The organism is Aminobacter sp. UC22_36, from assembly GCF_044056035.1.
In the GTDB taxonomy this organism is placed as follows: Bacteria; Pseudomonadota; Alphaproteobacteria; order Rhizobiales; family Rhizobiaceae; genus Aminobacter.
This window is the reverse complement of record NZ_CP171996.1, coordinates 3,485,498-3,507,550: the sequence shown is the minus strand read 5'-3', so window position 1 is coordinate 3,507,550 and position 22,053 is coordinate 3,485,498. Positions and strand designations below refer to the sequence as shown.

Below are 22,053 nucleotides of genomic sequence, written 5' to 3'. Positions count from 1 at the left end.
CCATGTTGAAGCGGATCAGGCGGTGCGGTGGCGGTGGCGGCGAAGCTTGGTGTTGAAGACGCCGCGAGTGCCAAAGAGGATGGAGGCGAGGTAGATCGCGCCCGCCGACAAGATGATGGCCGGGCCCGAGGGCAAGGAAGCGTGGTAGGACACCAGCAGCCCAGCGATACAGGAGATGGCGCCGAAGCCGAAGGCGAGTGCGCACATCGGCTCGACGCGCGACGTCCAAAAGCGCGCCGCCGCAGCCGGCAGCATCATCAGGCCGACCGATAGAAGCGTGCCGAGTGCCTGGAAGCCGCCAACCAGGTTGAGCACGACAAGACCGAGGAAGATGAAATGCACCGGCGTGCCGAGCCGGCTGACCGAACGCAGGAACAGCGGGTCGAGGCATTCGGCGACAAGCGCGCGCCAGAAGATGGCGAGCGTCAGAAGCGTGATGCCGGAGATCAGCGCGATCAGCGTCAGGGCGTCGTCATTGAGCGCCAGCACGGTGCCGAACAGCACATGCATCAGGTCGACACTCGAGCCACGCAGCGACACGATCAGCACGCCGAGCGCCAGCGAAATGAGATAGAACGCCGCCATCGAGGCGTCCTCGCGCTGCACTGTGAAGCGCGATACGGCACCAGCGCCGAGCGCCACGATGACGCCAGCGATCAGCCCGCCGATGGTCATTGGCACGATCTGCAGGCCATAGAGCAGGAAGCCGGCCGCCGCTCCGGGCAGGATGGCGTGCGCCATGGCGTCGCCGGTCAGGCTCATGCGCCGAAGCATCAGGAAGACGCCGACCGGGCAAGCGCCCAGCGCCAGCATCAGCGAGCCGGCGAGCGCGCGCTGCATGAAACCGAATTCGACGAACGGGGCGATCAGGAAATCATACATGGCGAGATTCACGCTGCCCGGGGACCGGATTCATGGTCGGGATGATCGTGGACTTCGCCGTGATCATGATGGTGCTGGTCGTCATGGGCATGCGAATGGCTGTGGCCGTGCGAATGCCCGTCATCCGGCTCGCACCAGGGCGCATCGTCATGCCAGGCCTCGTCGAAACGCCTGGCTTTGAGCAGGTTTTCCGGCCGCAACGTTTCGCGCGTTTCACCCCAGGCCACAGGCTGGCGGGCCAAAAGCAAGGTGTCGGGAAAATGGGTGCGCACCAGGTCGAGATCGTGGGCGACCACCATCACCGTGCGTTTTTCACCATGCCAGCGCTTGATCAGCTTGATCAGGTCGCCGACCGTCTTGGCGTCGACGGCGTTGAACGGCTCATCGAGCAGGATCAGGTCGGCGTCCTGCACCAGCACGCGAGCAAACAGCGCGCGCTGGAGTTGGCCGCCCGACAGCGTGTCGATGGCGCGCTTTTCGAAACCTTCGAGGCCAACGGCCATCAGCGCCTTCGAGACGGAATTGCGATCTTCCCTGGAGTAGCGGCCGAGCAGGCCACGCCGGGGCCAAAGGCCGAGCGAAACGAGATCGACGACGCGGGCGGGAAAGCTGCGATCGAGTTCGGATTGCTGCGGCAGGTAGGCGACGCGCTTGCCTGTAGCCACTGTGCAGGCGCCGGCCATCGGCTTCAATACGCCGACGATACCCTTCATCAGGGTGGACTTGCCCGAACCATTGGCGCCGACGACGGCTGTCAGCGAGCCGGTCCTGATCGCGCCATTGAGGTGATGCACCGCCGGATGGCTGTTGTAGCCCAGCGTCAGATCCTTGAATGTCAGGCAGGCGTCGGTCATCAGCTTGTCATGCTCTGCGGCGGCGAAGTTGTCATTCGATATGTGATGTTATTACATTAGTCAACGAGGCGGGCAGCACTATCCGGTGGATTTGCGCGGCAAACCCGGTGAGCAATGCGGCTGGCCCACGTAATTCGACCATTGCGGCCTTGCGCCGAGGGGGTGGCAAAATCTAAGAAGGCGCCACCCCTAACGGAAGGAGACCACCCATGAGCGTTCGTCGTATCGATGTCGGCCCCCGCATGAGCCAGATCGTCATCCACAACAACACCGTTTACCTGGCTGGCCAGGTCGGTGCCCCCGGCGAGAGCGTTGCCGCGCAGACCAAGGCCATCCTGGCCGAGATCGACGCCCTGCTCGCCAAGGCCGGCACGGACAAGACCAAGATCCTGCAGGCGATCATCTGGCTCGACGACATGTCGACCTTCGCCGAGATGAACTCGGTTTGGGACGGCTGGGTGCCGCAGGGCAACACGCCTGCGCGCGCCACCGGCGAAGCCAAGCTGGCTGGTCCCGAATACAAGGTCGAGATCATCGTCACGGCTGCTGCGTAAGCGACTGCCGTCGGCTTGAAGCCTAAAAGAACGCCGCGCGTCCTTGGGATGCGCGGCGTTCTTCTTTTTTCAGGATCTAGCTGTCGGACGGCGTGAAGCGGGCCACCACCGCGTGCGCATTCGCCGGATAGGTGAAACGCACATGGGTGACAGGGCGCTCGGCGCTCCACGTCCGCCTTTCAATGATCAGGCAGGGCGCACCGCTTACGAGACCAAGGTCCGCGGCCGTTTCGCCATCAGCAGCGGCGGCGCGAATGACGTGTTCGGCGGCACTCCATGGCACCTGTTCGATCAGCCACGGCCCGGGCGCTGACTTCCGGAACTCCTGATCAGCCGCTTCAGGCACGGCGGCCAGATTGATCAGCCGGTCCTCGACGCAGAATGGCCGTACCCCGGCATAATGCAGGCATTGCAATGCCAGGACCTGGCCAGGAACCGAAGGGCCGGGCCCTAGTCTGTCACGGTCGACAGTGGTGGCGCGTCGCTTGGTCTGTGCCATCAATTCATAGCGATAGGGCAGGCCAAGCGCTTCGACCTCGATGCGGATGTCGTGGATTTCGAGCACCGCTGCCTGCGATTGTGGCCGGCGAACGAAGCTGCCGGAGCGGCGGCGACGCTCAATCAGCCCGGACTTGGCGAGCTGCGACAGTGCCTTGTTCACCGTCATGCGCGAACAGCCATATTCGGCCGTCAACTCATGTTCGAACGGGATGCGGTAGCCGGGTTCCCACTCGCCCGAAACGATGCGGTCCCTGATGTCGTTGAGGATGCGCTGGTAGAGCGATGTCGATGCATCGCCGCCAACCGGCTCTTCAAGCATCTCCGCCATCGAATCGGGCACTAGTCGCTCCTTGTTACGCCGCTGTCAGTTCAATCATCACGTTACGAAACCTCGCCGCAATAGCGTCGCGACGGAAATGTGCGCCGTCCGACACGACTTTGCGCCCATTCGCCCAAACGCAGTCCACTTTGCCGCCTCCTGCAAAGATCCAGGCATCGAGAGTGGCGTCTTCTGATTTGCCGGTGAGCGTTGGGTGGTCTGGGTCGAGTGAGACGAAATCCGCCGCCGATCCCGCTGCAAGTCCTGCCGGGCCGGCGCCAAGCGCCTGCGCGCCGCCAACAAAGGCGGCGTCGAACAACGCGCGTCCGGTCGACTGGCCTGGCATGGCGAGCACGTTGCGGGCGCGGTGCGCGAGGCGCTGCGAATATTCCAGCATGCGCAGTTCGTCGGCGACGCCGATCTCGACATTGGAATCCGAGCCGACGCCATACTTGCCACCATGTTCGACAAACAGCGGTGCCGAAAAGACGCCGTCGCCGAGATTGGCTTCGGTGATCGGGCACAAGCCAGCGACTGCGCCTGACCTGGCCATGGCGATCGTTTCCGCTTCGGTCATGTGGGTGGCGTGGATCAGGCACCAGCGCCTGTCGACATCAGCATGGCGCAAAAGCCAGTCGACGGGGCGGGCGCCAGACCAGGCGAGGCAGTCTTCAACTTCCTTGACCTGCTCGGCAATGTGGATGTGGATCGGCCCGCTGGTCATGGCGGTGACGGTCGTCAATTCGTCCGGGGTCGCAGCGCGCAGGCTGTGCGGCGCGAGGCCAAGCACGGCACCGTCGACGCCTCTCAGCGCTTCGCCGCACTTCTCAAAAAGCCGCTCGAAGCGATTCGTATCGTTGATGAATCGACGTTGGCCTTCATTGGCGGGAGCGCCGCCAAAGCCCGAATGCGCGTAGAATACGGGCAGCAATGTGAGCCCGATGCCGGTATCGACCGAAGCGGAAGCGATGCGTTCGGCCATCTCGGCGATGTTGGCATAGGGGCTGCCGTCGCGGTCATGGTGGAGATAGTGGAACTCGCCGACGCGGGAAAACCCTGCTTCCAGCATTTCGACATAAAGCTGCGCGGCAACCGCCTCGACCTGTTCGGGCGTCATGTTGAGCGCGAAGCGGTACATCACCTCGCGCCACGACCAGAAACTGTCGGACGAAGGTCCACGGATTTCGGCGAGGCCGGCCATGCCACGCTGGAAAGCGTGGCTGTGCAGGTTGGGCATGCCCGGCAGGACAATTGCGTGGCGCTCGTCGCCGGGCTGCGAAGTGGTTCCGGTTTCCACCTTATCGATGCGACCGCTAGCCAGCGTCAGACGGACATTTCGTTGCCAGCCATCGGCCAGAAGCGCTTGCTCGGCAAAGATTGTTGCCACCATAATTTCCTCACCTCTTTCGCGAACTGCACGATAGCACTTGCATCGCGCTTTTGATATGTATATACATAATTGAAAGTGGAGGAAACGAAAAAGATTATGGCTGGAGAGCAATCGACAGGATCGGCAAGGGTCTGGCGCAATGCGCGGCTGGCGACGCTTGCCGAAGGCTTGGCCAGACTTGGCGTTGTCGATCATGGTGCGGTAGCCGCTCGCGGCGGTCGTATCGTTTTCGCTGGTCCCGAGAGCGATATGCCCTCGCATTTCAGCGAAGCTGCCGAGATCATCGATTGCCACGGGCGCTGGATCACGCCCGGCCTGATCGATTGCCACACCCATCTGGTCCATGCCGGAAACCGCGCCAATGAATTCGAGATGCGCCTTGCCGGCGCGTCTTATGAAGAAGTGGCGCGGGCAGGGGGCGGCATCGTCTCCTCGGTCAAGTCTTTGCGTGTGGCTAGCGAAGCCGAACTCGTGGCGCAGACATTGCCGCGCCTCGATGCCTTGATTTCCGAAGGCGTCACCACCGTCGAGGCCAAGTCAGGCTACGGGCTCGACCTCGACAACGAGGCCAAGTCGCTGCGCGCTGCCAGGCGGCTCGCCGAGTTGCGACCCGTGACGGTGCGCACGACATTCCTGGGTGCTCATGCTTTGCCGCCGGAAGCCAATGGCGACAAGGACGCTTACATCGGCCTCGTTGCTGGCCCAATGCTCGACAAGATCGCGGCCGAAGGCCTCGCCGACGCTGTCGATGGCTTCTGTGAGGGCATCGCGTTTTCGCCGGAACAGATGGCGCGTGTGTTCGACGCTGCCCGAGCAAAGGGGCTGCCGGTCAAATTGCACGCCGACCAACTGTCCAATCTCGGCGGCGCGGCACTAGCCGCAAGCTATGGCGCGCTGTCGGCGGACCACCTCGAATACACCGACGAAGTGGGTGCCGCCGCAATGGCGAAAGCTGGCACCGTCGCCGTCATCCTGCCCGGCGCCTATTACTTCATTCGCGAGACCAAGAAGCCGCCCGTCGGGTTGTTCCGCCAGCACGGCGTGAAAATGGCCATCGCCACCGACAACAATCCCGGCACATCGCCGCTGACATCATTGCTTCTGACCATGAACATGGCAGCGACCTTGTTTGCCATGACGGTCGACGAATGCATCGCCGGGGTGACCCGCGAAGCCGCGCGTGCGCTTGGCCTGCAGGCCGAGACCGGCACGCTTGAAACCGGAAAATGGGCCGACCTGGCCATTTGGGACATCGAAAGCCCGGCCGAACTTGTCTATCGCATGGGGTTCAACCCGCTCCATGCCCGTATCTGGAGAGGAAAATGACCACGCTTGTGTTGAAGCCCGGCAATGCCACGCTTGCCGATTGGCACGCCATCTATCACGGCGCAATTCCCGAACTCGATCCAGCCTGCCGCCCCAGGATCAAGGCCAGCGCCGAGACGGTGGCGCGGATCGTCGCCAAGGGCGAGCCGGTCTACGGCATCAATACCGGTTTCGGTAAGCTAGCCAGCGTCCGCATCCCGGCGGCCGATCTAGAAACCCTGCAACGCAACATCGTGCTGTCGCATGCCGCAGGCGTCGGCGAGCCGATGCCGGTTGCTGTTGCGCGCCTGATGATGGCGCTGAAGCTCGCCAGCCTCGCCCAGGGCGCGTCGGGCGTGCGACCCGAGACCATTGACCTTTTGCAGGCGATGCTCGCCAGGGACGTCATCCCGGTGGTGCCGGCACAGGGCTCTGTCGGGGCCTCAGGCGACCTGGCGCCGCTGTCGCATATGACGGCAACGATGATCGGGGTTGGCGACTGCCATACGCCGCACGGCATCGTGCCGGCCAAGGTCGCTTTCGTCACGCACGGCCTCGAGCCGATCACGCTCGGCGCCAAGGAAGGCCTGGCGCTGCTCAATGGCACCCAGTTCTCGACCGCCTATGCGCTTGCCGCCCTGTTCGAGGCGGAAAACCTCTACCAGTCGGCGCTCGTCACGGGTGCGCTGTCGACCGACGCTGCCAAGGGCTCGGATGCGCCGTTCGATCCGCGCATCCACGTCCTGCGCAAGCATCGCGGCCAGATCGAGACCGCCGACACACTGCGCAACCTGATGGCGGGCAGCGCCATCCGTGAAAGCCACCGCGTCGGCGACGAGCGTGTGCAGGATCCGTATTGCCTGCGATGCCAGCCGCAGGTGATGGGCGCGGCGCTGACCCTGCTGCGCCAGGCTGCCGACACGCTCGGCACCGAAGCCAATGGCGTCACTGACAACCCGCTGATCTTCACCGAGGACGACACCGCGCTGTCCGGCGGCAATTTCCACGCTGAGCCTGTGGCCTTTGCCGCCGACATGATCGCGCTCGCCGTCTGCGAGATCGGCTCGCTGTCGGAGCGGCGCATCGCCATGCTGGTCGATCCGGCACTGTCCGGCATGCCGGCTTTCCTGACACCGAAGCCGGGGCTGAACTCTGGCTTCATGATCCCGCAGGTAACTGCCGCCGCGCTGGTTTCCGAAAACAAGCAGAAGGCCTATCCGGCCAGCGTTGACTCGATCCCGACCTCGGCCAACCAGGAAGACCATGTCTCGATGGCCGCGCACGGTGCGCGCCGCCTGATGTCGATGGTCGAAAACGCCAATGGCGTTCTTGGCATCGAATTGCTTGCCGCTGCCCAGGGCTGCGATTTCCACGCGCCGCTGGCGTCGAGCGCAGCACTTGAAGCTGTGCGCAAGCTTATCCGTGCCCAGGTGCCGTATCTCGACGATGACCGCCATTTCCACCCCGACATGGAAAAGGCCATCGCGCTGGTTCGCACCGGGGCGGTCGTCAAGGCAGTTGCCAATGTGGGCTTGCCGCAGATCTCGGGAGATCAGACATGACCGACACGCCCTGGCTGACTGTCATCAGGGGCAATGCGCCCTTGCTGGTGAGCTTGCCGCATACAGGGACAGATCTTGTTGACCTCGACGACCGTTTCGTCTCGCCCTGGCTGGCGCGGCGCGACACCGACTGGTGGATCGATCAGCTCTATGCCTTCGCCGAGGATCTGGGCGCAACCATCGTGCGCACCACGGTTTCGCGCTCGATCATCGACGTCAACCGCGATCCCTCGGGTGTTTCGCTCTACCCCGGGCAGAACACGACGGAGCTTTGTCCGACCATCACCTTCGACGGCGATCCGCTCTACAAGGCAGGGCAGGAACCGGATGCCGACGAGATTGCCAGGCGGCGCGCGGTATATTTCGAGCCTTACCACGCGGTTCTGGAAAGCGAGATCGCACGCCTCAAGGTGTTGCATCCGAAGATCGTGATCTATGACTGCCACTCGATCCGCTCGGTGCTGCCGCGCCTGTTCGAAGGTCGGCTGCCGGTCTTCAATCTCGGCACCAATGACGGCAAGAGCACCGACCCGGTGCTGCAGGATAAGGTGGCGGCAATCATCGCGGCCACCGGTCGCCCGTGGGTGGTCAATGGCCGCTTCAAGGGTGGCTGGATTACCCGCCACCACGCCAATCCTGCCCGGGGCATCCATGGCCTGCAGATGGAGATCGCCAATCGCGGCTACCTGCTTGAGCCCGAAGGCAAGGGCGAGCCGTCGAACTGGCCGGTGCGCTACGACGCCGATTTTGCCGCCCCGATCCGGGCGACGCTGACAGACATCCTCAAAACCGCGCTCGCCTGGGCGGGCAGCTGACACCCACTCCAAGGGAGGTTTTCGCATGACCCAACATACCCGAATCGACAATGACCGCGTCATTCGCGCCGCCACCGGCACCGAGCTGACCGCCAAGAGCTGGCTCACCGAAGCGCCGCTGCGCATGCTGATGAACAATCTCGACCCGATGGTCGCCGAAAAGCCGAGCGAACTGGTCGTCTATGGCGGCATCGGCCGCGCCGCCCGCGACTGGGAGAGCTACGACCGTATCGTCAGCGCCTTGCGGAAGCTCGAAGCCGACGAGACCCTGCTGATCCAGTCGGGCAAGCCGGTCGGCGTTTTCCGCACCCACAAGGACGCGCCGCGCGTGCTGCTCGCCAACTCCAATCTGGTGCCGCATTGGGCCAACTGGGACCACTTCAACGAGCTCGATAAGAAGGGCTTGATGATGTACGGCCAGATGACCGCTGGCTCGTGGATCTATATCGGCAGCCAGGGCATCGTCCAGGGCACTTACGAAACCTTCGTCGAGATGGGCCGCCAGCACTATGACGGCGATCTTTCCGGCCGCTGGATCCTGACCGCTGGCCTAGGCGGCATGGGCGGTGCGCAGCCGCTGGCCGCCACCATGGCTGGCGCTTCGTGCCTGGCCATCGAGTGTCAGGCGAGCCGCATCGAGATGCGCCTCAAGACGGGCTATGTCGACGTCCAGGCCAAGGATCTCGACGACGCGCTCGCCATCATCGCCCAAGCCGGTCGGGACAAAAAAGCGATTTCGGTCGCGCTGCTCGGCAATGCCGCGGACATTTACCCCGAACTGGTGAAGCGTGGGGTTCGCCCCGATGCCGTCACCGACCAGACCTCGGCGCACGATCCGATCAATGGCTATCTGCCGCAGGGCTGGACGGTCGCTCAATGGGAAGAAAAGCGCGAGCGCGACCCCAAGGCTGTCGAAAAGGCAGCCCGCGCCTCGATGGCCGTGCACGTCAAGGCGATGCTCGACTTCCACAAGATGGGCATTCCGACCGTCGACTACGGCAACAACATCCGCCAGATGGCATTGGAAGAGGGCGTCGAGAACGCCTTCGATTTTCCAGGTTTCGTGCCTGCCTACATCCGTCCGCTGTTCTGCCGCGGCGTCGGCCCGTTCCGCTGGGCAGCGCTTTCGGGCGATCCGGAGGACATCTACAAGACCGATGCCAAGGTGAAGGAGCTGACACCTGGCAACACGCACCTGCACAACTGGCTCGACATGGCGGCAAAGCGCATCCATTTCCAGGGCCTGCCGGCACGCATCTGCTGGGTCGGTCTCGGCGATCGCCATCGCCTCGGTCTCGCCTTCAATGAAATGGTCGCCAAGGGCGAACTGAAGGCACCCGTCGTCATCGGCCGCGATCACCTCGACTCGGGCTCGGTCGCTTCGCCGAACCGCGAGACGGAAGCCATGAAGGATGGTTCGGATGCCGTTTCCGACTGGCCGCTGCTCAACGCGCTTCTGAACACCGCTTCGGGTGCCACCTGGGTGTCGCTGCATCATGGCGGCGGCGTCGGCATGGGCTTCTCGCAGCATTCGGGCGTTGTCATCTGCGCCGACGGCACCGATGATGCGGCGCGTCGACTGGAACGTGTGCTGTGGAACGATCCGGCGACTGGCGTCATGCGCCATGCCGACGCTGGCTACGACATTGCCATCGACTGCGCCAAGGCGAACGGCCTCAACCTTCCGGGTATCCTGGGCTGATCATGCGCATCATCCGTCACGCCGACTGCCGAGCCATGCCGTGGAAGAACGGCGGCGGCGTGACGACCGAAATCATGGCCTGGCCGCCTGCGGCCGGGCTCGACGACTTCGACTGGCGCATCTCGATGGCTCAGGTTGCCGCCGGCGGGCCGTTTTCCGTCTTTGCCGGCATCGACCGGACGCTGGCGGTCCTGGCTGGCACGATGCGGCTTGCGGCAGGCGATGCAGAGCCGGTTGCGCTTTCGCCGCAATCGCAGCCTTACGTTTTCCCCGGCGACGTCAGTACCGAGGCAACGCTCATCGACGGGCCGGTTCTCGACTTCAACGTCATGACCCGACGTGGCCGTGTCAGCCATGCGGTCGAACGGCTGGAGTTTTCGGAGCGAACCGATGTTACCTTGGGGGAGGGTATCAGCCTGATCTTCTTCACATCGGGTTCGGCGCATGTGGGCGGCGAACTGGTGGCGGCATTCGACACGCTCTATCAGGAAGACGGCACGGCCACGTTGAAGATCGAGCCGGCGGAGCCGGTGTCGCTGTTGCTGGTCTCCATTCGCCTGATATAGCCGGGCAATCTCCAAAATCGTCGTGACATCGGCGCGGAACTGGCAAACTATCCCTAGGGGGACGGGTAGGTCAGGCCGGCGATTGATATCGCGCGGCGAAGTGGAGAATGTGCCATGGACACCTACAAGGTCGGCTATTTCGTCGGCAGCCTTGCCGCAGGATCGATCAACCGCAAGCTCGCCAAGGCGCTGGTCAGGCTCGCACCGAAGCAGCTCCATATGGAAGAGGTCTCGTTTCGGGACCTGCCGCTCTACAGCTATGACTATGACGCCGATTTTCCGCCACCTGCGCGGGCCTTCAAGAAGGCGCTTGCCAGCGTCGATGCCGTGCTGTTCGTAACGCCCGAATACAACCGCTCGATCCCCGGCGGCCTCAAGAACGCCATCGACTGGGCGAGCCGGCCTTACGGCACCAATTCTTTCACTCGCAAGCCTTCTGCCGTCATCGGCACCTCGCCTGGCGCGATCGGCACGGCGGTAGCCCAGCAAAGCCTGCGCAGTGTGTTGAGTTTCTGCAATTCGCCGCAGATGAACGCCCCTGAAGCCTACATCCAGTTCAAGCCAGGGCTCATCACCGACGACGGCGAGGTGACCAACGACGACACTGCCGAATTCCTCAAGAACTACATGGCCGAGTTCCACGCCTTTGTGGTCAGGGTCTACACTGTATTGCCGCGAGGTGGGTGAGCAGTTCGGAGCCTGTCTGGTCGCTGTGGGGACGGGAAATCGGAAACGGAAACGCTCGCATTACGATGGTTCACGCGCCCTGCCTGAAATATGGCCAAAATTCAGCATGCAAACACGAAAAAGCCCCAATCCTTGCGTTCCGCTCTCCGCCCGGCACTGCTATGAGGCGCGGGGGGAGATTGGCGGCGATGACGCCATATTTTCACTCAATCGCAGTGCAAGAGCGATCAATCGACCTGTTGGTTGCATGCAACCAATTCTTGTTTGAAACGGTTTATGTGGCAGGTCCGCGACGCCGGCAGGCGCTGCGGACTTTCTGTCAAACGGAAATGCTGTAGATGAATATTCAGACCGACCCGCGCCGGATCAAAGACGTAGTGCCGAGCTTTCCAGCTGTGGCCGAACAGCCGATCAGGGCGACGGTGCTGCACGAGGACCGGTTGCGCGCGACGGGCGAAAGCCTGGCCCGCAAGGAACTGCGCTCCTATTTCGGTCTTGAAGCCTTCGACTTCCACGCCCGCATCCGCGAGAGCGCCAAGAAGATCCTGCAGGTCTATCGCGACACCAATGCTGCGCAGGGCAGGGGGGAGCCGATCACGCCAGCCGCGCAATGGCTGCTCGACAACAACTATCTGGTTGAAGAGACAATTTATCAGGTCAAGCGCGACCTGCCGCGCCGCTTCTACCGCGAATTGCCGACGATCGACCTCGGCGACGGCCAGTCGGTGCCGCGCGCGCTCGCCATCGCCTGGATCTATGTCGCGCATTCCGACAGCACCGTCTCGGCGCAGATGTTCAAGGCGATTGTCGAGGGCTATCAGTCCGTCGAGCCGCTGCACATCGGTGAGTTGTGGGCGCTGCCGTCGCTGTTACGGTTCGTTTTGGTCGAGAACCTGCGCCGTATCGCCGTTCGGGTGAATCGTGCGCGCGAAATGCGCGCCATCGCCAACGACGTCGCCGACCGCTTGCAGAGTGTGCAGGAACAGGACGACGGCCTTGCCTTGCTCAAGGCCTACGCGGCGCACGCCCGCGATACGACCTTTGCGACGCAACTGCTCTATCGCTTGCGCGATGGCTCGCAGAACGCCGGCAAGGCCTTGATCTGGCTGGAAAACGAGCTTGAGAAGTCTGGCAGCGACGCTGAAGAGATCATCATCGGCGAGCACCACACGCTGTCGAGCGGCAACGTCACCACCGGCAACATCATTCGGGGCCTGCGCCTGATCAACGATCAGGACTGGACGCTCTGGTTCGAGGATGTCAGCCGCGTCGACACCCTCTTGCGCGAACGCACCAATTTCGCCGCGCTCGACTTCGCCTCTCGCGACCAGTATCGCACCGCGATCGAGGACCTGGCGCGTCACTCGAAGCTTTCGGAGTTCCAGGTTGCCGAACGCGCAACCGACTTCGCACACACCGAAACACCTGCTTCATCAGAGGATCGTGCTGGTCTGCAGAAAGAATGCTCGGACGTCGGCTTCTTCCTTGTCGGCCCGCGCCGGCAGGAGCTGGAGCAGGCGATCGGCTATCGCCCGACCATCGGACGTATCGCCAACCGCGCTTTCCGCAAGACCAACTGGCTCGGCATTGCGCTCCCGGTCTTTGCCCTGACAGTTCTGCTGCTTTTCCTGGCAGGCAACGCATTGGCAGCACTCGGTCTGCCTACAGCGGCAGTGGTTGTGATGCTGGTTCTGTTTTCGGTTCCAGCCAGCGAAGGCGCACTCGCCTTCTTCAACACCATCGTGCTGAAGTTCCTCGAGCCGACCCGCCTGATCGGCTACGAATTCAAGGACGGTGTTCCGGCCGAAGCACGGACATTGGTCGTGGTGCCGTCGCTGATCGGCTCGCGCGACGATGTCGAGGAAAACATCCGCAACATCGAGATCCACCACCTCGCCAACATGTCGGGCGAAATCCATTTCGCCGTGCTGTCTGATTGGCCCGACAGCCAGGCCGAGATTTCCGTCGGCGACCGTGAGATCTACGATTATGCCCGTCGCGAGATCGCCAGGCTCAACTTGCGTCATCCAAGCGAAGGCGCTCCGCGTTTTTATCTGCTGCATCGCCGCCGGCTCTACAATCCGGCGCAGGGCTGCTGGATGGGTTGGGAGCGCAAGCGTGGCAAGCTGCACGAGCTGAACCTTTTGCTGCGCGGCGACGGCGACACCACCTTCCTGCCGACCGACACACCGCTGCCTGATAACATCGTCCACGTCATGACGCTCGACGCCGACACGCGCATGACGCGCGGCGTGGTCACCAAGCTGGTCGGCAAGATGTGCCACCCGCTCAACCGGCCGGAGTTCGACGTAGAGAAACGCCTGGTGACATCAGGCTACGCCATCCTGCAGCCGCGCGTCACACCATCGCTGACAACCGGCGACGAAGCCTCGTTCTTCCAGCGTGTGTTTTCGGCCCACCGCGGCCTCGATCCTTATGTCTTTGCCGTTTCAGACCTCTATCAGGACGTCTTCGGCGAAGGCACCTTCACCGGCAAGGGCCTGTACCATGTCGATGCAATGGAGGCGGCGCTCAAGGGGCGCATCGCCGAGAACACCATCCTTTCCCACGATCTGCTCGAAGGCGCGCTGGCGCGCTCGGCGCTGGCCACCGATGTCGAGGTGGTCGAGGATTATCCGACCCGTTATTCGGTCGATGCCTCGCGCCAGCATCGCTGGGCGCGTGGCGACTGGCAGCTGCTCGGCTTCATCTTTGACCCGAAATCGGGCGTGCCGGCACTTTCGCGCTGGAAGATGGTCGACAATCTCAGGCGCTCGCTGACGCCGATCTTCTGGGTCATGGCGGCGATTGCCGGCTGGACGCTGCTGCCCTTCACCCAGGCCGCCCAGTGGCAGGCGCTGCTGATCCTCAGCCTGTTCATGGCGCCGACATTCGACATCATCGATGCCATCCTGCCCAAGAATCGCGAGGCGACACCGCGCGGCCATTTCAGCGCGCTCGGGCGCGACCTCGCCTTTGGCACGGCGCTGGTGGCCCTCAAGGTCGTGCTGATGGCGCATCTGGCCTGGATGATGGGCGATGCGATCATCCGCACGCTCTACCGTCTTTTCGTCAGCCGCGAAAATCTGCTGGAGTGGCGCACTGCCTCCCAGGCTCACAAATCGGGCGGCAACGACCTCGCTGCCTATTACCGCATGATGTATGGCGCGGTGATCATCGCCGTCGTCGGACTGGTCTTGCCGGTCATGACGGATTCGACCGGCGCCTTCGTCGCTTTCGCCTTTGCCATCTTCTGGGCCGGCTCGCCGGCGTTTGCCTGGCTGATCAGCCGCTCGGCTGAAACAGAAGATCGGCTGCACGTCGCATCTTGGGACGTGCATACGCTGCGCACCGTGGCACGGCGCACCTGGCACTATTTCGAGACCTTCGTGACGGCGGAGCAGAACCACCTGCCGCCGGACAATTTCCAGGAAAACCCGACCGGCGTCATTGCCACGCGCACGTCGCCGACCAACATCGGCGTCTATTTGCTGTCGGTTGTCTCGGCTCGCGATTTCGGCTGGATCAGCCTTGCCGATGCGGTTGCCCGCATCGACGCCACCGTTTCGACCATCGAAAAGATGGAGCGTTATCGGGGACACCTCTACAACTGGTACGACACGACGAGCCTCAGGCCGCTTTATCCGCTCTATGTCTCGAGCGTCGACAGCGGCAATCTTGCAGGTCACCTGGTTGCTGTTGCTGCGGCTTGCTCGGAATCGGGCCGAAGCACCGTCGGTGCATCTCCAGGGCGATTTCGAAGGTATCCTCGACATTGTTTCGATCATCGAGGAGAGCGTGGCCGACCTGCCCGATGATCGCCGGCAACTGAGGCCCCTGCGCCAGCGGCTCGTCGACCGCATCGACGGCATGCGCCGGGCCGTGGAAACCATCAAGTCGCAGCCGGAAATGGCGTCTATCCGCACGATCAATCTTGCCGTGCTGTCAGGTGAGATCCGCAAGCTCGCCGGCGCCATCCACACCGAGGCGGCGTCGACCAAGAGCGATGTTCTTGCCGATTGGGCCAGGACGCTCGAAGCCACCTGCGAGGCGCACGTGCATGATGCGCATAGCGACGACCAGGCGGTCGCTGCCTTGCGCACCAAGCTGATGGAGCTGCGCGAGCGCACCCGCAAGTTCGCCTTCGAGATGAACTTCTCGTTCCTGATGCGCAACGAGCGCAAGCTGCTATCGATCGGCTACCGGGTCGAGGAACATCAGCTCGACGAAAGCTGCTACGACCTGCTTGCCTCGGAGGCGCGGCTGACCAGCCTGTTCGGTATCGCCAAGGGTGACATCTCGACCGAACATTGGTTCCGGCTTGGCCGCCCGATCGTCGAGATCGGCTTCCAGGGCGCGTTGATGTCGTGGTCGGGCTCGATGTTCGAGTACCTGATGCCGCCGCTGGTCATGAAGGAGCCGCAGGGCGGCATCCTCAACCAGACCAACAAGCTGATCGTCCACCGGCAGATCCAGTACGGCCGGTCGAAGGGAATCCCGTGGGGCATTTCGGAAGCGGCCTATAACGGCCGCGATCGGGAACTGACCTACCAGTACACCAATTTCGGCGTGCCGGGGCTTGGCCTCAAGCGTGGCCTTGGCCAGAACACCGTCATCGCACCTTATGCGACGGTGCTTGCAGCGCAGTTCCTGCCGAGCGAGGCGACGGCGAACCTCAGGCGGTTGCGCAAGCTTGGTGCACTCGGCCGCTACGGCTACTACGACGCGGTCGACTATACGCCGCAGCGCGTGCCCGAAGGCACCGACCACGCTGTTGTCTACAACTACATGGCCCATCACCAGGGCATGTCGATCGTGGCGATCGCCAATGCGATCTTCGAAGGCCGCATGCGCGACCGCTTCCACAGCGATCCGGTGATCGAGGCCGCCGAACTGCTGCTGCAGGAAAAGGCGCCGCGCGACATTCCTGTCGCCACTGTCCGCACCGAAGTTGCCGAACACACCAAGGACGAGACCGCCGATCACAGCGCCGACACGCGTCTTGTGCTCAACCCGATGCGCGCATTGCGTTCGACCAACCTGATGTCGAATGGCCGTTATTCGGTGATGGTGACGGCGACAGGCTCAGGCTACAGCCGTTGGAACGACATGGCGATTACGCGCTGGCAGCCGGATCCGACCGAGGACCGGCTTGGCACCTATCTGTTCCTGCGCGACACCGAGACCGGTGACTGGTGGTCCGCCACATCAGAGCCCAAGCGTGCCACGGGCGAGCAGACCCAGACGGTGTTCTGCGACGACAAGGCGAGCTTCATCAAGACGGTGGGCACGCTGCGCAGCGAGGTCGAGTGCATCGTCGTCTCGGAAGGCAACGGCGAAGCCCGCAAGGTCACTATCTGGAACGACGCGGCTGTCGACCGCCACATCGAAGTGACGTCATTCGCCGAACTGGTGCTGGCGCCCGAGGCCAATGACAACGCCCATCCGGCGTTCTCCAAGATGTTCGTCGAGACCGAGATCACCCACAACGGCAGCGCCATCCTCGCAACGCGGCGCACCCGTGCCGCCAACGAGCCTTCTGTCGTGGCTGCGCATTTCGTCACCGACCAGTCGGGTTTCGTGCGCGACACCGAGGCCGAAACCGACCGCCGCGCCTTCATTGGCCGTGGCCGTACCATCGCCGATCCGGCGGCGTTCGATCCTGGCGCCAAGCTTTCGGGCAGTGCCGGCTTCACGCTGGATCCGGTGGCGGCGCTGCGCCGCCGCGTCCGTGTGCCGGCCAACAAGAAGGTGACGCTGACATACTGGACGATCGTCGGTTCAACCCGCGAAGAGGTTGAGGAAACGGTTGCCAAGCTCGACCATCCCGAAGGTTTCCAGCGCCAGGCCATGCTGTCCTGGACCCGTTCGCAGGTGCAGACGCGTCATCTCGGCCTCAACCTTGCCGATGCCGCCAATGTGCAGAAACTCGCGCGCTTCCTGATCTATCCCGATCCGTTCCTGCGCCTGTCCGCAGACGCCATCGCCTCCGGTCTCGGCCGGCAGTCGGCGCTGTGGCCGATGGCGATCTCTGGCGATTTCCCGATCCTGGCAATCAGGATCGGCGACGTCGCCGATATCGAGATCGTCGCTCAGGCGCTCAGGTTCCAGGAATATATGCGCGCGCGCGGCCTCGTCGCCGATCTCGTCATCGTCAACGAACAGGCATCGTCCTACGTCCAGGACCTGCAGCAGGCGATCGAGGCGCTGTGCGAAAACAGCCGCCTGCGTGGCAAGGAACTCGGGCCGCGCCAGCATATCTTCGCGGTGCGCCGCGACCTGATGGACGAAGCGTCCTACCGCACGCTGCTCGCTGTCGCCCGTGTCTGCCTGCACACCCGCAACGGCACGATCTTCGATCAGATCGAACGCGCCGAGGCGGCAGCGCTTCAAGCTCGCGACGCACTGGCCGCGGCTCAGGCCACCGACCGGCCGGAGACTGCCACGCTGCAAACGTCGCCTTCGCGCAGCGCCCGCAAGAGCGTCGGCGACGGCCTTTCATACTGGAACGGTTTCGGTGGCTTCGATGCCAACGGCCGCGATTATGTCGTGCGCCTCAACGGCACCCGCTCGACGCCGCAGCCGTGGATCAACGTTATCGCCAATCAAGGCTTTGGCTTCCACACCTCCGCTGAAGGTGCTGCCTTTACCTGGAGCCGCAACAGCCGCGACTACCAGCTGACGCCATGGTCGAACGACCCGGTCACCAACCGTCCGGGCGAGGCCATCTACATCTCCGATCGTGCCACTGGCCGAACCTATTCGCCGATTGCCGCAGTCGCCCGGGAGGCCGGGGCCAGCTACGAGGCCCGCCACGGCCAGGGTTTTTCGACCTTCCGCTCCAAGCGCGGCACGCTGGCCACCGAACTGACGCACCTTGTCGATCCGAATGATCCGGTCCGTGTTTCGCGACTGAAAATCGAAAACACCGGTGCCGTGCCGGCCAAGCTCAGGGTCTACGCCTATGCCGAGTGGGTGCTCGGCAACAGCAGGGCCAGGACGGCGCCCAATATCGTCTCCTCGGTCGATGCGGCAACGGGCGCGCTTTTTGCACGCAACAGCTACGGCCTCGATTTCGGCGAACGTGTTGCCTTCATGGCGATCGACGGCAAGGCCAGCTCGGTCACCTCGGATCGTCACGAGTTCATCGGCACCGGTGGCGCTGTCGAGACACCGCGCGCGGTAACGCTCGGTGCCGAGCTGACCGGGCGCGTCGAAGCGGGCGTCGATCCGTGCGCGGCGATCGCGCGGGATGTCGAGGTGCCTGCCGGTGGCTCGATTTCGTTGCTTTGGCTGCTCGGCGACGCCGGTTCGGACGAAGAGGCGAGTGCGCTGGTGGCCCGTCATCTTAAGGTCGATTTCGACCAGAGGCTGGCCGAGAACGAACGCAACTGGCGCTCGTTCCTGGGCACGATCGAAGTCGATACGCCTGACAAGGCGCTCGACGCGATGGTCAACAACTGGCTGCCGTACCAGAGCCTTGCCTGCCGCATCCGCGCGCGCTCGGCCTTCTACCAGGCCAGCGGTGCCTTCGGTTTCCGCGACCAGCTGCAAGACACGCTGGCGCTGCTGATGCACGACGCTAGCCTTGCCCGTGGGCAGATTCTGAACGCCGCCGGTCGGCAGTTCGCTGAGGGCGACGTTCAGCATTGGTGGTTGCCGCGCACCGGCGCGGGCGTACGCACCATGATCTCCGATGATGTCGTCTGGCTGGCCAGCGCCACCGCGCGCTACGTCACGGTGACTGGCGACGCGGCGATCCTCAACGAACAATTGCCCTTCATCGAAGGACAACAGCTGAACCCGGGCGAGCATGACGCGTTCTTCACCCCTGAGACCTCGAAGAAGAAGGCTTCGCTCTACGAACATTGCGCCCGCGCGCTCGACCTCGCCATCAAGCGGAGCGCCAAGAATGGCCTGCCGCTGATCCTCGGCGGCGACTGGAACGACGGCATGAACCGTGTCGGCGAAGAGGGCAGGGGCGACAGTGTCTGGCTCGGCTGGTTCTTGTTGCGGACGCTGGGCGAATTCGCGCCGCTGGCCAAGGCCGAAGGCGATTCAAAGCGCGCCAACGCCTGGGAAAAGCACGCCACAGCACTCAAGCGCGCGTTGGAAAACGCCGCCTGGGATGGCGAGTGGTACCGCCGCGGCAGCTTCGACGACGGCACGCCGCTCGGCTCGCGCAACTCCGACGAATGCAAGATCGATTCGATCGCGCAATCGTGGAGCGTGATTTCGGGCGAGGGTGATCCGGCCCGCTCTCAGACTGCCATGGCGCAAGCGACAAAAATGCTTGTCGACGACGAGCTGAAGCTCATCAAGCTGTTCACGCCGCCATTCTCCGAAACCGACAAGGAGCCGGGCTACATCAAGGCCTATCCACCCGGCGTGCGCGAGAATGGCGGACAGTACACCCATGCCGCGACGTGGTTTGTCATCGCATTGGCGGAAATGGGGCAGGTCGACGAGGCCTATCGCTGCTTCTCCATGCTGAACCCGGTCAACCATGCACTCGACGAAAAGACGGCGGAGACCTATCGGGTCGAGCCCTATGTCGTGGCAGCCGATGTCTACGCCGATGCCTCCAAGGCAGGTCGTGGCGGCTGGACCTGGTACACTGGCTCGGCAGGCTGGCTCTATCGCGCAGCAGTGGAAAGCATCCTCGGCATCAGCCAGCGTGGCGATCGGCTGGTCGTTTCGCCGGCCATTCCCAAGCATTGGGAAGGCTATTCGGCGACGCTTCGTTTGGGCGGTGCTGTCTACAGGTTGCGGGTGGTGAGAGACAAAGCCGCTAAAGCTGCGAAAGCAGAGGTCGATGGCGTGAAGGGCAAGGATGCGTCCTTTGCCATGCGCGACAGCGGCGAGGTGGAGGTTGTGATCCGCATTCCGGCCTAGCCGGAATGCCCCTGCGTCAATTAGCCGGCCATCTTTGTCATCATTTCGCCGCAACGATGCCTTTTTTCGTTAGTTCTCAATTCCTTATCGGATCACAGCAGATTACCGGTCGTAGCCATGTGTTGTTCGATTTTTTTGAACTGAGCGGCTATCTGCGCATTGTCTTGCGGAACTGAGGTCGCTATTTGTCGGCCATGGTGCAGTGCACAATAAAGGGACGGACGGGACTCAAGGGGTACCAAAGTGTCGTTGCTTGAAGTTTATTGGAGAGCCCTTCGCTATCTTGCCGCCGACGGCAAGAAGGTTGGGCTGATTTGCGCGGCCAACGTGGTGTTGGCCATTGTCACTATTGCTGAGCCGATCCTGTTCGGGCGTATCATCGATGCCATCGCCGGCAAGACGGAAGTCGTTCCCACCATGGCGCTGTGGGCGAGCTTCGGCGCGTTCAACATCGTCGCCTTCGTTCTGGTGGCGCGCGGCGCCGACCGTCTTGCTCATGCGCGGCGCGGCGAAGTGCTGTGCCAGTCGTTCGAACGGGTCATCACGATGCCGCTGGCCTGGCACCAGCAGCGCGGCACGTCGCATTCGCTGCACACGCTGCTGCGCGCGGTCGAGGCTCTGTTCAGCCTGTGGCTCGAATTCATGCGCACGCACCTGTCGACGGCGGTGGCGCTGCTGCTGCTGATCCCGACTGCGTTTTCGCTCGATGCCCGCATGTCGCTGGTGCTGATCATGCTGGGCGCGCTTTACCTTGCAATCGGCCGGCTCGTGATGCGCAAGACCAAGGAAGGCCAAGCTTCGGTCGAACGCCACTATCACAAGGTTTTCTCCCACGTCTCGGATTCGGTCAGCAACGTCGCGGTGCTGCAGAGCTACAACCGCGTTGGCCAGGAAACTGAAGCGCTTCGTAGTTTTGTAAAGGCATTGATCACCACGCAGAACCCCGTCCTGGACTGGTGGGCGCTGGCTTCGGCCATGCATCGGCTGGCCTCGACCATCTCGATGATGGTGGTGCTGCTGATCGGCGCCTATCTCGTCAGCAAGGGCCAGTTGCGCATCGGCGATATCGTTGCCTTCACCGGCTTTGCCGCGCTGCTGATCAGCCGTCTCGACCAGGTTTCGAACTTCGCCAACCAGATCTTCGACGCTCGTTCGAAGCTTGAGGAGTTCTATCGTCTTGAGGACGCTGCCGGCGACAACCGCGAGCCCGAAGGCCTGCGTGAGCTCGACAACGTCACCGGCCATGTCCGCTTCGAAAACGTCAGCTTCGAGTTCCCGAATTCGGGGCAGGGCGTCACCGACGTCTCGTTCGAGGTCAGTGCAGGCCAGACCATCGCCATTGTCGGACCGACGGGTGCGGGCAAGACGACGCTGATCAATCTGTTGCAGCGTGTCCACACGCCGCAGCATGGCCGCATCCTCATCGACGGCATCGACACGCGCACGGTTACCAAGAAGTCGCTGCGCCATTCGATCGCCACCGTCTTTCAGGATGCCGGTCTGCTCAACCGCTCGATCGAGGACAACATCCGCGTCGGCCGTGCCACAGCGAGTTATGAAGAAGTGCATGCCGCAGCGACGGCCGCGGCGGCGCAGGACTTCATCCTGTCCAAGAGCGAAGGCTACGACACCAATGTCGGCGAACGTGGCGGCCAGCTCTCGGGTGGCGAACGTCAGCGCATCGCGATTGCGCGTGCCATCCTCAAGAGCGCGCCGATCCTGGTCCTCGACGAGGCGACGAGCGCGCTCGACGTCGAGACCGAGAACCGGGTCAAGGATGCCATCGACATGCTGCGCGACGGTCGTACGACCTTCATCATCGCACACCGCCTGAGCACTGTCCGCGACGCCGACCTAGTGGTGTTCATGGATCATGGCCATGTCGTCGAGATGGGCGGCTTCAACGAGCTGTCGGCTCGCAATGGCCGCTTTGCCTCGCTGTTGCGCGCCGGCGGTCTGCTCAACGACGAGGAAGTCCGTCGTGTCACGCATGTCGAGGCAGCGGCTTAGCGCTGTCCTCG

The 22,053-nt window shown here is 63.1% G+C and carries 14 protein-coding genes; 10 read left to right on the top strand and 4 right to left on the bottom strand.

Going from position 1 to position 22,053, the window contains the following annotated elements; translation table 11 throughout:
• Positions 1-15: 15 nt before the first annotated feature.
• Positions 16-882, bottom strand: a complete 867-nt coding sequence (aztB, locus tag ACHMW7_RS20610) for a zinc ABC transporter permease AztB (RefSeq protein WP_395447351.1) — start codon at positions 880-882, stop codon at positions 16-18.
• Positions 883-890: 8 nt separating this feature from the next.
• A complete protein-coding gene (aztA, locus tag ACHMW7_RS20605) occupies positions 891-1,736 on the bottom strand; it encodes a zinc ABC transporter ATP-binding protein AztA (protein WP_395447350.1) in 846 nt (281 codons plus the stop codon).
• A 209-nt stretch (positions 1,737-1,945) separates the two neighbouring features.
• Here aztA and ACHMW7_RS20600 point away from each other — a divergent pair, with 209 nt between their 5' ends.
• A complete protein-coding gene (locus ACHMW7_RS20600) occupies positions 1,946-2,290 on the top strand; it encodes a RidA family protein (RefSeq protein WP_055979001.1) in 345 nt (114 codons plus the stop codon).
• A gap of 76 nt (positions 2,291-2,366) precedes the next feature.
• Here the strand turns inward: ACHMW7_RS20600 and hutC are convergent, their stop codons facing one another.
• Both hutC and ACHMW7_RS20590 read right to left on the bottom strand, forming a co-directional pair.
• Complete coding sequence (gene hutC / locus ACHMW7_RS20595; protein WP_395451387.1) at positions 2,367-3,110, bottom strand: histidine utilization repressor; 744 nt, start codon at positions 3,108-3,110, stop codon at positions 2,367-2,369.
• Positions 3,111-3,144: 34 nt separating this feature from the next.
• Positions 3,145-4,497: a formimidoylglutamate deiminase gene (locus ACHMW7_RS20590; RefSeq protein ID WP_395451386.1), complete on the bottom strand. Its 1,353-nt coding sequence runs from the start codon at positions 4,495-4,497 to the stop codon at positions 3,145-3,147.
• A gap of 99 nt (positions 4,498-4,596) precedes the next feature.
• Between ACHMW7_RS20590 and hutI the strand changes: the two genes are divergently transcribed.
• The 9 genes from hutI to ACHMW7_RS20545 all read left to right on the top strand — a co-directional run bounded on the left by hutI (position 4,597) and on the right by ACHMW7_RS20545 (position 22,042).
• Positions 4,597-5,826: an imidazolonepropionase gene (gene hutI / locus ACHMW7_RS20585; RefSeq protein WP_395447349.1), complete on the top strand. Its 1,230-nt coding sequence runs from the start codon at positions 4,597-4,599 to the stop codon at positions 5,824-5,826.
• The gene (hutH, locus tag ACHMW7_RS20580; protein ID WP_395447348.1) at positions 5,823-7,367 is read left to right on the top strand and encodes a histidine ammonia-lyase; all 1,545 of its coding nucleotides are present in this window, start codon (positions 5,823-5,825) and stop codon (positions 7,365-7,367) included. The genes hutI and hutH overlap by 4 nt, the downstream gene beginning before the upstream one ends.
• Positions 7,364-8,182: an N-formylglutamate deformylase gene (gene hutG / locus ACHMW7_RS20575; protein ID WP_395447347.1), complete on the top strand. Its 819-nt coding sequence runs from the start codon at positions 7,364-7,366 to the stop codon at positions 8,180-8,182. Before hutH ends, hutG begins: the two co-directional genes overlap by 4 nt.
• 25 nt (positions 8,183-8,207) lie before the next feature.
• Complete coding sequence (gene hutU / locus ACHMW7_RS20570; RefSeq protein ID WP_395447346.1) at positions 8,208-9,884, top strand: urocanate hydratase; 1,677 nt, start codon at positions 8,208-8,210, stop codon at positions 9,882-9,884.
• A gap of 2 nt (positions 9,885-9,886) precedes the next feature.
• Positions 9,887-10,450 carry a HutD family protein gene (locus ACHMW7_RS20565; protein WP_395447345.1) on the top strand — a complete coding sequence of 188 codons (564 nt, stop codon included), beginning with the start codon at positions 9,887-9,889 and terminating at the stop codon, positions 10,448-10,450.
• Between the two features lie 114 nt (positions 10,451-10,564).
• Positions 10,565-11,137, top strand: coding sequence for an NADPH-dependent FMN reductase (locus ACHMW7_RS20560; protein ID WP_395447344.1), 573 nt, complete (start codon positions 10,565-10,567; stop codon positions 11,135-11,137).
• Between the two features lie 338 nt (positions 11,138-11,475).
• Complete coding sequence (locus tag ACHMW7_RS20555) at positions 11,476-14,955, top strand: hypothetical protein (protein WP_395447343.1); 3,480 nt, start codon at positions 11,476-11,478, stop codon at positions 14,953-14,955.
• A 52-nt stretch (positions 14,956-15,007) separates the two neighbouring features.
• A complete protein-coding gene (locus ACHMW7_RS20550; protein WP_395451385.1) occupies positions 15,008-20,032 on the top strand; it encodes a GH36-type glycosyl hydrolase domain-containing protein in 5,025 nt (1,674 codons plus the stop codon).
• Between the two features lie 243 nt (positions 20,033-20,275).
• Positions 20,276-22,042 (top strand): glucan ABC transporter ATP-binding protein/ permease, encoded by a 1,767-nt coding sequence (locus ACHMW7_RS20545; protein WP_395447342.1) that lies wholly within the window; start codon positions 20,276-20,278, stop codon positions 22,040-22,042.
• The last annotated feature ends 11 nt before the right edge of the window (positions 22,043-22,053 follow it).